10 protein-coding genes and 2 pseudogenes are annotated in these 12612 nt (G+C 64.4%); 6 read left to right on the top strand and 6 right to left on the bottom strand.

The genetic code is table 11. The features are described from left to right. The first annotated feature begins 146 nt into the window (after positions 1 to 146). Positions 147 to 785, top strand: a complete 639-nt coding sequence (locus AC1VNX_RS24060) for a Crp/Fnr family transcriptional regulator (RefSeq protein ID WP_483160159.1) — start codon at positions 147 to 149, stop codon at positions 783 to 785. A 238-nt stretch (positions 786 to 1023) separates the two neighbouring features. Here the strand turns inward: AC1VNX_RS24060 and AC1VNX_RS24055 are convergent, their stop codons facing one another. Next, on the bottom strand, positions 1024 to 1893 hold the full coding sequence (locus AC1VNX_RS24055) for a helix-turn-helix domain-containing protein (RefSeq protein ID WP_483160158.1): 870 nt from the start codon (positions 1891 to 1893) through the stop codon (positions 1024 to 1026). A 192-nt stretch (positions 1894 to 2085) separates the two neighbouring features. Here AC1VNX_RS24055 and AC1VNX_RS24050 point away from each other — a divergent pair, with 192 nt between their 5' ends. From AC1VNX_RS24050 to moaA, 4 genes are read left to right on the top strand one after another with little or no spacing between them, the layout of a single operon-like run. Next, on the top strand, positions 2086 to 4212 hold the full coding sequence (locus AC1VNX_RS24050) for a molybdopterin-containing oxidoreductase family protein (protein WP_483160157.1): 2127 nt from the start codon (positions 2086 to 2088) through the stop codon (positions 4210 to 4212). A 37-nt stretch (positions 4213 to 4249) separates the two neighbouring features. Next, positions 4250 to 4555 (top strand): 4Fe-4S dicluster domain-containing protein, encoded by a 306-nt coding sequence (locus tag AC1VNX_RS24045; protein ID WP_483160156.1) that lies wholly within the window; start codon positions 4250 to 4252, stop codon positions 4553 to 4555. Continuing rightward, positions 4552 to 5901 carry an FAD-dependent oxidoreductase gene (locus AC1VNX_RS24040; protein WP_483160155.1) on the top strand — a complete coding sequence of 450 codons (1350 nt, stop codon included), beginning with the start codon at positions 4552 to 4554 and terminating at the stop codon, positions 5899 to 5901. The genes AC1VNX_RS24045 and AC1VNX_RS24040 overlap by 4 nt, the downstream gene beginning before the upstream one ends. Beyond that, on the top strand, positions 5895 to 6932 hold the full coding sequence (gene moaA, locus AC1VNX_RS24035) for a GTP 3',8-cyclase MoaA (RefSeq protein WP_483160154.1): 1038 nt from the start codon (positions 5895 to 5897) through the stop codon (positions 6930 to 6932). The genes AC1VNX_RS24040 and moaA overlap by 7 nt, the downstream gene beginning before the upstream one ends. 13 nt (positions 6933 to 6945) lie before the next feature. Here the strand turns inward: moaA and AC1VNX_RS24030 are convergent. Then, positions 6946 to 7069: pseudogene (locus AC1VNX_RS24030) on the bottom strand (IS3 family transposase); the annotation flags it as partial. Positions 7070 to 7087: 18 nt separating this feature from the next. Here AC1VNX_RS24030 and AC1VNX_RS24025 point away from each other — a divergent pair. Next, positions 7088 to 7231, top strand: a pseudogene (locus tag AC1VNX_RS24025) (transposase); the annotation flags it as partial. A gap of 62 nt (positions 7232 to 7293) precedes the next feature. On the opposite strand, the gene AC1VNX_RS24020 reads toward AC1VNX_RS24025, so the two are convergent. From AC1VNX_RS24020 to AC1VNX_RS24005, 4 genes are read right to left on the bottom strand one after another with little or no spacing between them, the layout of a single operon-like run. Then, positions 7294 to 9066: a thiamine pyrophosphate-binding protein gene (locus AC1VNX_RS24020; RefSeq protein WP_483160153.1), complete on the bottom strand. Its 1773-nt coding sequence runs from the start codon at positions 9064 to 9066 to the stop codon at positions 7294 to 7296. A 1-nt stretch (position 9067) separates the two neighbouring features. Beyond that, complete coding sequence (locus AC1VNX_RS24015; RefSeq protein WP_483160152.1) at positions 9068 to 10075, bottom strand: ABC transporter permease; 1008 nt, start codon at positions 10073 to 10075, stop codon at positions 9068 to 9070. Further along, a complete protein-coding gene (locus AC1VNX_RS24010; protein ID WP_483160151.1) occupies positions 10072 to 11076 on the bottom strand; it encodes an ABC transporter permease in 1005 nt (334 codons plus the stop codon). The genes AC1VNX_RS24015 and AC1VNX_RS24010 overlap by 4 nt, the downstream gene beginning before the upstream one ends. Then, a complete protein-coding gene (locus AC1VNX_RS24005; protein WP_483160150.1) occupies positions 11073 to 12584 on the bottom strand; it encodes a sugar ABC transporter ATP-binding protein in 1512 nt (503 codons plus the stop codon). The genes AC1VNX_RS24010 and AC1VNX_RS24005 overlap by 4 nt, the downstream gene beginning before the upstream one ends. Between the last annotated feature and the right edge of the window lie 28 nt (positions 12585 to 12612).

Here is a 12612-nt window from a genome sequence, read left to right as displayed (position 1 = left end):
CGGATCGTGCGATGAGGTGCGTCACGGGATGCCCGATCCGGGAACCACGGCGGGGTTCTGCTTGGCAGGAGGGGCGCCTCCCATGTTCGTGTGTTCCGCCGGTACAGAGACGAGTGCAATATAAGAAAATGTACTTACATCCACTGATGGCGAGTCTCCCGCTGGCGGAGCGCACCAAGCTCAGCGAATGCAGTCGTCTGAGTTCCTACAAGCGCAACGATGCCGTGTTGGCAGCGGGTGATTCAACCGACCAGATCTATTGCGTCGCGAGCGGCCTGCTGCGGGTGGTCGCGGTGAATCAACGCCACGACACGGAAATGACCACCGAGTTCATCGGGCCCAACGACTTCTTCTTCGATCTGTCGATACGCGAGGACAGCTACCGCTCCAAACAGACGCTGATCGCCGCGCTGCCTTCGTCGGTCTACTTGGTGCCCATCGCCCAGATACGCGCGCTGTGCGCAAGGCATCCCGAGATCGCGCTGGGCTTGCTGGGCCTTGCGATGAAGCGCATGAGCACGCTGCGAGGCCAGTTCCACCGCATCTCCGTGCACACGGCCGAAGACTCGGTGCTTCGCGTGCTGCAGCAGCTCACGCGGCTCGCGCCTGCAGGCGAGCAAGGCTATGACAAGCGCATCACGCAATCGGTGATCGCGTCCTACTCGGGTCTTTCGCGCGAGGTGGTCAACAAGACCATGCGCGACTTCGAGCTGCGCGGCGTGGTGCGCCGCGACGACGACGGCGTGCACGTCGTCAACGATTTCGCGACGACTGATTTTGCATAGATTCCGTGGCACTGGCCCGGGGCTGTGTCGGGAGTCGGCAAGCCATGCCTTGCTGTCGGCGGTGCACTCCGTGCATTCGGCGCTTGCCCACGCTTCCATGATGCGGCCGAACAGATTTCAGTTCACTCCAGTCCGGGCTACATCGCTTCACCCCGTTCACCGTCAAGCAGTTGCTTCTATTTCCGGAATTGCGAAAGAGATGCAAGGCAGTCTCGAGTCACCTCTGCGCGCTGCGTGTTCAGGAGCGGGCCCTGAACTGGCTGGGCGACAAGCCGGTCGAATGACGGAAGGCCTTGGAAAAGTTGGCCAGTGACGAGAAGCCCGCCGAAAACGCGATCTCCTCGATCGAGCAGCTTTCTTCGCGCAGACGGCGCTTCGCCATCATGAGCCGCCGCTCGGCTACGAAGGCATGTGGCGCCCGCCCCGTTGCCGTCCTGAAGCTGCGCGTGAAGTGGCCCACGCTCATGCAGGCAATGCCTGCGAGATCGAGCACGGTGAAGTCCTGGTCGAGATTGCCGTCAATGAAGTCGACCACACGCGACAGACGCCGGCTGTCCAACGGCTTGGTCGTCCTGTCCGCCAGCGGCCGGACCAGCCCCAGCTCCGAATAGTTCTTCAAAAGGTGGGCGCTGAGCGCCACCGAGAGGCTCTCGACGAACATCCGCCCTACGCCCGTCTCGTTGGACAGTTCACCCACGATCTGGTCCGCGATCATGCTCACGAAGGGATCGTGATCAATCGCCTGGTAGCGTAGGCCGGCGCGCGCCGGATCGATGTCGAACTCACGCTGCACCATCTCGGAGAACGGCCGGCCGGGCAGGAACAAATGCAAGCAGTCGCCTATGGGCTCAGCCACATTGATGTACTCCTCCTCGACGCCTGCGGGGCAAAGCCAAATAGTGCCGCGATGGCCATGGGTGTGCTCGCGCCGGCCACCGCCCGCACGATCGACAAGTGACCGGCCGCTCAACTGGATGGCCACCTCGGTGTCGCGTGGCACCAGTCTCGGAAGCTCGCCTGCTGAATGACTCCAGCGCTCAGCCAAGATGTTCGACCAGCCCTGCGCGTTGGAGGTCTGGCGCATCGTGCTGTTGACGTACTTGTCCAACGAATGCGCGAACATGGTGCGAGGCCGACTCAAGAGGTTGATTGCAGGTGGCTGGCGCAAGAAGCGTGCCGAATCATCATTCGCACACCAGGAAAAGTAAAGGTCGCAATCGGATAAGGCACCAGGGCCCCTTGCTCGCCAGACTTGCTGCGAACGCCAATCGCATCAAAGCACCGAGAGAAAGGACACGTTATGGCCCGACACGTTGTCGTGGGCGCCTGCCCCCACGATTGCCCCGATACCTGCTCGATCCTGACCACTGTCGAAGATGGCAAGGCCATTGCGGTACGCGGTAATCCGGATCACCCTTTCACGCGGGGGCGCCTCTGCGTGAAAGTCAACAACTACCAGGACCGGACCTATAGCGAGCAGCGACTGCTCTACCCGATGCGACGCAGCGGACCCAAGGGCAGTGGCAAGTTCGAGCGGATCTCGTGGGACGAGGCACTGGCCGAGATCGCCAGCCGCTGGAAGGCACTCATTGCCACGGATGGCCCGCAGTCCATCCTGCCCTACAGCTACCTGGGAACCCAGGGCATCCTCAACGGCCTGAACGTGGGTGACCCCCTGTTCAACAAGCTGGGTGCCACGGTGTGTGAGCGCACCTTCTGCGACTCGGGCTCGTGCACTGCCTACATGATGACCATTGGGCACACGCCGGGCGCAGACCCCGAGAGCTTCGTGCATTCGAAGTACATCGTACTGTGGGCCTGCAATACGCTGAGCACGAACTCGCACCACTGGCCCTTCATCGAGCAGGCGCGCAAGAACGGCGCCAAGTTGGTGGTGATCGATCCGGTGCGCACGCGCACCGCGCGGCTGGCGGATTGGCACATTCCCATCCGTCCGGGCACTGACGGTGCGCTGGCCCTGGCGATGGCGCACATCCTCATCAAGGAAGGCTTGATCGATCGCGACTACATCGACCAGTACACGCTGGGCTTCGATGAATTGGCCGAGCGCGTGAAGACGTACACGCCAGAATTCGCCGCAGAGCAGACCGGCATTCCCGTGGAGGACATCTTCAAGCTGACCCGCGAATACGCTGCGACTCCCCCTGCAGTCGTGCGCATCGGAGTCGCGGTGGAGCGCCATGCAGGCGGCGGGCAGACGGTGCGTGCCATCGCCTGCCTGCCCGCGCTCATCGGCGCATGGAAGCATGTGGGCGGCGGCTTGCTCCAGCTGCCGATCTGGGCCTTTCCGGTCAACTGGCCGGGATTGATGCGTCCGGATCTTCAGCCCGAATCGATGCGGGTGATCAACTCATGGCGCCTGGGCCCGGCGCTCACGGGCGACATACCACTCGATCCGCCGATTCGCTCGATGTTCGTCTACAACGCCAACCCGATGGCCATGGTCAGCGACCAGGACAAGATAGAACGAGGCCTCGCGCGCGAGGACCTCTTCACGGTGGTCAGCGAGCACTTCATGACCGACACCGCGCGCTACGCGGACATCTTGCTGCCGGCCACGACGCAGCTAGAGCAGAAGGACATCATGTTCTCCTGGGGCCATCTCTATCTCTCGTACAACAACCCGGCCATCGACCCGTTGGGCGAGGCGGTGTCCAACACCGAGCTCTTCAGGCGCCTGGCCAAGGCGATGGGCATCGACGACCCCTTCTTCCATCGCACAGACGACGAGATGATCGAGGCGTCCATGGACTGGGGCAGCCCGGCTCTCGAGGGCATCACGTTGGAGGAACTGAGGCGCAAGGGCTTCATGCGCCTGAACATGCCTGCTTCCGACGACTGGGCGCCGCATCGTGAAGGGAACTTTCCGACGCCGTCCGGCAAGTGCGAATTCAAGTCGTCGATGGCAGAGGGCGGAAACTTCGTGGCGCCGCTCTTCAGACAGGGCTTCGGCGGCCAACAGTCGGGTGAACCGGTGGATCCGCTGCCGCACTACATCGCACCGAACGAAAGCCCTGCAACTGCAGCCGCGCTGGCGCAGCGCTATCCGCTGAGCCTGATCTCGCCCAAGAGCCATGCCTTCCTCAATTCCAACTATGGCAATCTGCCGGCTCAGCGCAAGCAGGCCGGAGAGGAACAGATGGTGGTGCTGCATCCCGATGACGCGAGTGCCCGCGGCATCACCGCTGGAACGCCGATCCGCGTCTTCAACGATCGGGGGGCCTTCGAGGCCAAGGCCACGCTCTCGGCCGACGTCTCGCCGGGTTTGGTGATGGCGCCCTCGGGCTATTGGCACCGCTCGAACCGCGCTGGCGCTACGGTGCACGCGCTCACGCCGCTGGCCTTCGCCGACCTGGGCCGCGCGCCGACCTTCTCCGATGCGCTGGTGCAGGTCGTCGCGCTCTGAGCGGGCATCTCTCCCCATTTTTTCTTCTTTCACGCACATGGCCTACGTTGTCACCGACCTCTGCACCGGATGCCGCTATACCGAATGCGTCACCGTCTGCCCTGTCACCTGCTTCCACATCGACGAGCGGATGACCTACATCGATCCGGAGAACTGCATCGACTGCGGCGGCTGCGCCACCGCATGCCCCGTGGGCGCCATCCAGGCTTCATTCCTTCTTCCTGAAGACAAAACGCAGTGGATCGAAATCAACAGGCTTCGTTCAACCGAGACGCCAGTGATCGCCGAACGCCTGCCGCCGTTGCCCACCGCTGAAGCGCGACGAATGGAGTTGGGGCTATGAGTGATGCCGCCACATCACCTTTCAGGGTGGCCATCGTGGGCGCGGGACCCAGCGGCTTCTACGCCGCCGAGCGTCTCCTGAACTCGGCGCTGCCGATGCGCGTGGACATGCTGGAGCGCCTTCCCGTGCCCTACGGCCTCGTGCGCTACGGCGTAGCCCCCGATCACCCCAAGTTGAAGCAGGTGACCGCCGTCTTTGACCGCATTGCGGCAAGGCCCGGCTTTCGATTCGTCGGCGGTCTCGAAATTGGCCCGGACGTGTCGGTCCAAGACATGCTCGCGAGCTACCACGCGGTCATCCTGGCCACGGGCGCACCGCTCGGCCGGCACATGGGCATCCCAGGCGAAGACCTGCCTGGCAGTCATCTGGCCAGCGATTTCGTCGGTTGGTACAACGGCCATCCGGACCAGCAGGACTGTCACTTCGACCTGTCCGGAGAACGAGCGGTGATCGTCGGCCAAGGCAACGTCTCGCTGGACATCGCGCGCATCCTGCTCAAGAGCGTGGACGAGCTGCGCCGCACCGACATCGCGGCCCACGCACTGGAGGCCTTAACCCACAGCCGCGTTCGCGAAGTGCATATCGTCGGGCGCCGTGGTCCTGCCGATACCCGCTTTTCGCCCAAGGAGCTGCACGAGATCACCGAGTTGCCTTCATGTGAGGCGCTGGTGGACACCGCCGACATCCGCGCTGGAAGCTTCGCGGTGCCCGGCGGAACGGATGCGGAGAAGGCGGCGGCCATCGCGATCCTTGAGCGCCTGGCAGGCGTTCGCGCTGCCAAGGACAAACGCTGCGTCTTCCGTTTTCACCTGGAGCCGCAAGACATCGAAGGCGCCGCGTCGATCGAACGTATTCGTTTCGGCAGACCGCGTGGCTGGGCCGCGGGTCCGGAGTCGGTCGGCATCGAATGCGGCCTGGTGTTCTCCAGCATCGGACGCCGGTCCTGCTCGATCGAGGGCGTGCCCTACGACGCAGGCCGGGGCACGCACACCAATCTCCACGGCCGCGTCGTCGACGGCGGCAAGCTGATGAGCGGTCTCTACGTATGCGGCTGGAGCAAGCGCGGGCCCCAGGGCACCATCGGCACCAACCGCGCCTGCAGCTACGAGACCGCGGAGGCGGTGCTGGCCGACCTGCCTGCACTGGCGCATCGGGCGCTCGCGGCCGAAATCTCCCTCAGTGGCATCGGGTCCACACACCACGCCGGGAGATATTTCGACTTCCAGGACTGGTCGCGCATCAACGCCGCCGAGATAGAACGCGGCGCCAAGCTCGGCAAGCCCAGGGAAAAATTCGTGTCGCTCGAGCATCTCTACGCGGCGGCGCGCGAAGAGCTTCCATGCTGATCGATCTGCACCGAACTGCGTCGGTGCCATCTGCGGCGCCGTTGGCCGATAGCTTCGGCCGGCAGATCAGCTACCTGCGCCTATCCGTGACCGACCGCTGCAACCTGCGCTGCGTCTACTGCATGTCGGAGGACATGCAATTTCATTCCAGCCCGGAGCTGCTCTCGATGGAGGAGCTAGACCGGGTCGCACGCCTGTTCATCGCGCGTGGCGTCAGAAAGCTGCGCATTACCGGCGGCGAGCCCCTGGTGCGCAAGGGGGTCATCGAGCTGTTCCGGTCACTGTCCGGCTGCTTGAAGGATGGCTCCCTGGACGAGCTGACACTGACGACCAACGGCTTGCGGCTGGCGCACTTCGCGCAGGACCTCGCGGCAGCAGGCGTGCGACGGGTGAACGTTTCGCTCGACACTCTGGATCCGCGACGCTTTGCGCAGATCACGCGCGGCGGCGCGCTGCAAAAGGTGCTGGACGGCATCGAGGCGGCACAGGACGCCGGCATGGCCGTCAAACTCAATGCCGTGGCCTTGCGCGGCGTCACCGACCTGGAAATCCACGAGCTGATCAAGTTCGCACACGGTCGCGGCATGGCCCTGAGCCTTATTGAAACCATGCCCTTGGGCGAGACCGGTTGCGATCGCACGGAACAGTTCCTGGGCCTGGACGCGCTTCGCCGTGAGATCAGCAGGCGCTGGACTCTGAGCGACCTGACGGATCGCAGCGGCGGCCCGGCGCGCTACGCAAGGGTCGAGCAAACGGGCGGGCTCGTCGGCTTCATCACGCCGCTCACCGCGCACTTCTGCGGTGACTGCAATCGCGTCCGCGTGACGGCTGACGGCACTCTCTACACCTGCCTCGGGCATGAGAACGGCGTCGATCTCAGAAAGCTGCTGCGCAGTTCGATGAGCGAGGCGCACGTGCATGCGGCCATCAGCCAAGCCGTGGAGCAAAAGCCCAAGGGGCACGACTTCTCGCTTCAAGGACGTGTCTTGCCGGTCAAGCTGATCCGCCACATGTCCGCGACTGGCGGGTAGGCATGGCTTCGTCGTTCTCAGCCTCGAGCGCCTTCAGGCGCTGTGCGTCCGAGACGTTCATGCCACCGAACCTGGCCTTCCAGCCGTACCTCGCGCAGGAAGCCAATGATCTGTTCCTCGGTGTAACGCTTGTTCATGGGTCCGATCTCCATCTGGAAGGTGGTCGTGGTGCCCCGGCGCGCTACGACCGCCGGCACTTGATCAATGCCTGTTGCCATGTCCTGCGCACCGGCTGCGCATGGCGCCTGCTGCCTTTGAGCTTTGCACCATGGCAGGCGGTCTGCAAGGCCTTCGTGCGAGGTCACTAAGATCGCTGGGGAGACCCGGTCCTTCAATAGAAGAAAGCCGGGTCATGGGAAACTCAGGGCAGGTCGACCGCAAGCTTCCAGTCGCGCAATTCATACACCGTGCCTGGCCGAACCGGCGGTTTGGGCGACTTGTCAGCCTGCCGCCTGCGGAAGCTGTGGATTGGCGTGGCGCGCGGATCGATCATCACTTCGACCAGGCTTGGCCCGTCGTAGCTGAAAGCCTCGTCAAGCGCTGCGTCGAGTTGGTCGGGCGAATGCACCTTGAGGCCCAGAAGTCCCATGGCTGTGCCAGCTGCGGCAAAGTCGGGTTTGTCGCCTACTGCCAAGTCGACCGACTTGCGCAGGTCCTTGAAAAATACTTCCTGCCACATCTGCAGCCAGCCCAGAGTGCCGTTGTTGATGACCACGTTGACGACCCTCATGCGGTTCTGCGCCAACGTCGCAAGCTCGCCGACGGCGAACGCGTGGCCTCCATCGCCAGCCAGGGTCACGACGCGACCGCCCTGCTTGCGCAGCACGGCCGCCGCGCCGATGGCCGCCGGCGACGCGTAGCCGAGGCCCCCTTGGCCGCGCGCGTAGATGAACTGCCGGCCGCTGCGCGTAGCGGGGATGTACTGTGCGATCCAGCCGGCCGAGAAACTTGCATCGCTGATGACAACGTCGTCCTGACCGAGTCGGCGCGCGATGCCATCCATCACCAGCGGCGGAACGATCGGCATCTGGCGATTGGCCTTGTCCGCGTCGAGCCCGGCCTGAACGTCGGCCTTCACGTTCGCGATGCGCTCCAACCAAGCGCGCTGCGGCGCAGCGGTCACCAGTTCGTTGAGCACGGCCAGCGTGGCGCGGATGTCGCCGCACAGTGCTACGGTCGGCTGGAAGGTTCGGCCATGCTCGGTGGCATCGGCATCGATGGTGATGTTGGCCTGCCCGGCGAGCGGCAACGTCCAGTTCATCGCTGTGTTCTGGCTCGCCTTGCTCCCGCACCAGATGAGCAGGTCGGCCTCCTTCACAAGTTGGATCGCAGCGGCCGAGCCCAGCGGGTTGAGCACGCCGGCCGCGTATGGTCGCGTCTCGGGCACAGAGCCCTTGCCCGACAGGCTGGACACGTGCAGTGGTTGCACCCGATCGCAGAACTCGGTGAGAAGCAAGGCGGCGTCCGATGCGTGCACGCCCCCACCGGCAATCAGCGCGGGCCGCTTGGCACGCGAGATCAGCTCGGCCGCCTTGCGCAGGTCCATCTCCTCGGGCCGACTGCGCATCGACGGCGCCTGCTTGCAACGCTCATCGATCTGCACCGGCGCGTCTTCCCATGGTGCGTCCATGATGTCGTGAGGCACGATGATGACCACCGGGCCGGGCCGCGGCGAGGTCGCGAGACGGAATGCCGAGCGCACGACGTCAGGAAGCGCCGTCACGCTGGGCACCATGAACACCGCCTTCGCGATGCTCTGGAAGAAGGCCTGCTGGTCGAAGCCCTGAGAGGCCACTCCCTTGTGGCGCAGCGTCACCCAGTCGAGCGGCAGCTCGCCGACGATGCAAATCATGGGAATAGAGGCATTGAAGGCCTCGACGATCCCATCCGTCAGCTTGGTGGCCCCCGGGCCCACCGTCACATCGCAAACACCAGGCTTTCCAGTCAGACGCGCATAGGCGTCGGCGGCGTAGGGAGCACTGCGCTCATCGCGCACCAGGATGTGCTCGATGCGTGGCGCCAGCCGGTCGATACCCTGGTGCAGTGCCGTGGTCTGGCCACCGGGCATGCCGAAGACGTACTCGACGTCGTACTCCATCAGCAGCTTGGCAAGCAGGTCGCCAACGTGTTTCATGTCAAATCCTTTTTTCGAGAGTTGCGGAGGAAAATGAGGTGCGCCGCGCCATCCAGACGGAGAAGGCAACACCCAGGATCAGCAGCGCACCCTTGAGGATGTCGCGCTGGAAGTCGGGCCAGCCCATCAGCGCGCCGCCGCTGACGAGCGTGGCGAGCAGCAACACGCCGGTGGCAGAGCCAATGACGTTCGGCTGGCCGATGCGGATCATCATGGCGCCCACGAGCACAGCCGTCAGTCCGTCGATGAAGTACGAGTTCCCGATCATGGGTTGGCCCGAGGACAGGCTCGGTACCAGCAGGACGCCTGCCACCGCGGCGAACAGCCCGGTCAGGATGTACAGCAAGACGACCAGTCGCGATGTCGGCACGCCGGCCTCCAGCACCGCGGCCTCGTTCTCGGCCAACGCATAGACGTAGCGCCCCATGGTGAGCCTTTCCTGGCACCACCAGGCGATCGCGTAGACCGTGATGGCCACGATGGCAATCAGCGGCAGCGGCCCGAATGAGATATCCAAGAGGGCGCCTAGCGGGCCGGGATCGGCCACACGGATCGAGGTCCCGTGGCCGATCGCCGCAGCCGCAGAGGCGCAAACGCCACCGGTGGCAATGGTGGTGATAAGCGGCGAAAGCCGCAGCACGCCCACCAGCAGCCCGTTGAGCGCGCCGACACCCACGCCGACCGCCAGCCCGGCCAGCCCGGCGACGAGCCAGCCTGAGCCGGCATCGACCAACCAGGCGACGGTCATGTTGGCCAGGGCTGCCACCTGCATGAAGCTGACGTCGAGCTTGCCCGCGGCATTCACCCAAGTGAGGCCCAGCACCATGAAGGCCATCAGCCCGGCGCTGCGCAGCACGGTGGCCACGTTGCCTGCGTCCAGCATCTGTGGGCGAGCGATTGCGAAGGCTGCGACCGTGGCGATCAGCAGGAACCCAAGCCACCAGCGGCCGGCCCAGCGAAACGACATGCGAGACGGTACGACACGATGCGAGAGGACCACGGTGTTCATGCCTTGGCCTCCATGCTGCGGGCTCCCGAGATCCAGGACAACAGCCCTGCGAGGCGGCTACGAAGCCGTTCGTCGAAAGCGATCACGCCAGCCAGCAGGATCGCGCTGACCACGCCGTCGCTGTAGTAGAACGGCACCCCCAGCAGCGAGAATCCGTCCAGCAAGACAGTAATCACCAACGTTCCGACGAAGGTCGCCGGGATCGACGCGCCGCCCATCAGCGCCGCGCCGAGGAACACGCTTGCATAGGCCGGCATGAGCAGCGTGGCGCCGTGATTGGTGCTGGCGTTGCCCGAACTCGCGATCAGCAGCAGGACGGCCAAGACCGAGGTGGCCGCCGAGATCCCGAAGGCCGCCAGCACGTAGACCTGCGTACGGATGCCCGAGAAGAAGGCCGACACCGGGTTCTCGCCGGTGGCATAGAAGCCGATGCCGGCCCGCGTTCGATGCAGCACGATGCCCGCCAGCAGGTAGGCGAAGAGCATCAGGTAAACCAGCACGTTGAGCTTCATGAACTTCATGTCGTTGAGGTCCAGGATTCCCGACTGCATGAAATTGGCGAAGATGGTCTGGCCGCCGGTGTAGAAGAAGGCCATGCCGGCTGCGATGGAGCCCGAGCCGATAGTCACGACGATGTCAGGCAACCGCCTGAAGCCCACTGCCCAGCCGTTCAGCAGGCCGATCGGCACGCCCGCGAGCATCCCGGCCGCCACCGCAAGCCACAGCGGCAGGCCTGCCGCGATCGCAAATCCCATGGTCACCGCGGAGAAGGTGGCGATGCCCGGGAACGAAAGATCGAAGCGTCGCACGACCACCACGAAGGTCAGACCTAACGCGGCCAAACCGTTGGCCGCCATATGGCGGGTGATCGCCGAGAAGTTGGCATACGACGCATAGCGCGGTTCGATGATGCTGAAGGTCACGACGATGGCCGTCACAATCAGCGCGACCCCCACCAGCCGCAGAGCAGCGACGACGCGCCCGGATGTCGAGAAGTTCATTGCAGTTTCCCCATGATTCCTGCCGTCATAAGCTGATTGCGCGTGAGCGGCACCGGCGAGCCGATCTGTCGGCCCTTGTAAAGCGCGACGTGGCGGTCGGCCACACCGTGCACCTCGTCGCAGTCGCTCGACATCACCACCACCGCCGCCTTCTGCGCAAGCTCGCGCATCAATTGATAGAGCCGGGCACGCGCGCCAATGTCCACGCCCACTGTGGGCTCGACGAAGATGTAGACCCGCGCTTCGGTGAACATGCCTTTGGCGATCACGACCTTCTGCTGGTTGCCACCGCTGAAACTTGCGACTGGCCGGTCCAGCACCGGCGGTGTCAGTGCGACCTGGGCGGCCAGCGCCTGTGCGCGCGCATTGTTGCGGCGACGGCGCAGCAGCCCCAGCAGGCCCGATGCGCGGCCAAGATTGGCCATCGGGATATTGAAACCGGCACCGCGGCTGAGCGTCAGGCCCTCCTGACGGCGGTCGCCTGGCACCAAGAAGATGCCGTGCCTGAGTGCCGTCGAGGGGTTTGGCAGCGAGACCTCCACATCATTCACCAACACGCTGCCCGAGGGGCCCTGCAGCGCACCGAACAACCGCTTGGAGAGTTCGTCCAGCCCGGAGCCGACCAGGCCGAACACGCCGAGGATCTCGCCGTGGCGCACTTCGAAGTTGATGTCGTCGAACACCTCCGGCTGGCGCAGGCGCCGCACCTCGAATGCCACCGGCCCCTCCGGAGGTCGCGCAGGCTTGGAGGGATACAAGTGGCCGAGGCCCTCGCCAAGCATCAATTCGGCCAGCGAGTGGCTGCTGCGCTGCAGATCGCCACCACCTAGCGTTGCCACGCGGCGCCCGCCGCGAAAGATGGTGAAGCGATCGGCAATCTCGGCCACTTCCTCCAGCCTGTGAGTGATGTAGATGATCGAGATGCCGGCGTCGCGCAGCGTCGTCATCATGCGAAACACCGCGCGCTTCTCGACCTCGGTCAGCGTGGAAGTCGGCTCATCAAGGATCATCACCCGGATGCCGTCGCTGGCCAGCGCCTGCAGTACGGCGACGATCTCGCGCTCGACGGCCGACAGCGATCCTACGGTTCGACCCAGGTCGATCTCCATTGGAAAGCGTGCGATCAATGCATCACCGCGCTGGCGTAGCGAGCGTTCGTCGATATGTCGCAGAAGGCCACTGCCGGCCCCCTCCCGCCCGAGGAAGATGTTTTGGTAGCCGTCCAGGTTCATAACCAGCTCGGGATGCTGCTGCACGGCGACGATGCCGCAGTTCATCGCATCGCGCGGGCTGTAGATCTCCACGCGTCGCCCGTCGACTTCAATCTCGCCGCCGTCTTTTTGGATGACGCCCGAGAGCATCTTGATGAAGGTCGACTTTCCGGCACCGTTTACGCCCAGCAGCGCGTGGATCTCTCCGCGCTCCAGGGTGAAGTCAACGCCGTCCAGGACGACGACTTTGCCAAAGCGCTTCGTGAGCCCGGTGGTTCGCAATGCGGGACTGGTCATCGATTACCTCTGGTGAACGCTGGATGGG

The sequence above is a fragment of the Variovorax sp. TLI9-5A genome (genome assembly GCF_056867935.1).
The sequence above is the reverse complement of the archived record's forward strand: the minus strand, read 5'-3'. Positions and strand labels throughout refer to the sequence as shown.

Bases quoted from the DNA above. Each gene is read 5' to 3' on its own strand.
- AC1VNX_RS24015 (WP_483160152.1), bottom strand. From the start codon at position 10,075: ATGAACACCGTGGTCCTCTCGCATCGTGTCGTACCGTCTCGCATGTCG.
- AC1VNX_RS24045 (WP_483160156.1), top strand. From the start codon at position 4,250: ATGGCCTACGTTGTCACCGACCTCTGCACCGGATGCCGCTATACCGAA.
- AC1VNX_RS24020 (WP_483160153.1), bottom strand. From the start codon at position 9,066: ATGAAACACGTTGGCGACCTGCTTGCCAAGCTGCTGATGGAGTACGAC.
- AC1VNX_RS24050 (WP_483160157.1), top strand. From the start codon at position 2,086: ATGGCCCGACACGTTGTCGTGGGCGCCTGCCCCCACGATTGCCCCGAT.
- moaA (WP_483160154.1), top strand. From the start codon at position 5,895: ATGCTGATCGATCTGCACCGAACTGCGTCGGTGCCATCTGCGGCGCCG.
- AC1VNX_RS24040 (WP_483160155.1), top strand. From the start codon at position 4,552: ATGAGTGATGCCGCCACATCACCTTTCAGGGTGGCCATCGTGGGCGCG.
- AC1VNX_RS24005 (WP_483160150.1), bottom strand. From the start codon at position 12,584: ATGACCAGTCCCGCATTGCGAACCACCGGGCTCACGAAGCGCTTTGGC.
- AC1VNX_RS24060 (WP_483160159.1), top strand. From the start codon at position 147: ATGGCGAGTCTCCCGCTGGCGGAGCGCACCAAGCTCAGCGAATGCAGT.
- AC1VNX_RS24010 (WP_483160151.1), bottom strand. From the start codon at position 11,076: ATGAACTTCTCGACATCCGGGCGCGTCGTCGCTGCTCTGCGGCTGGTG.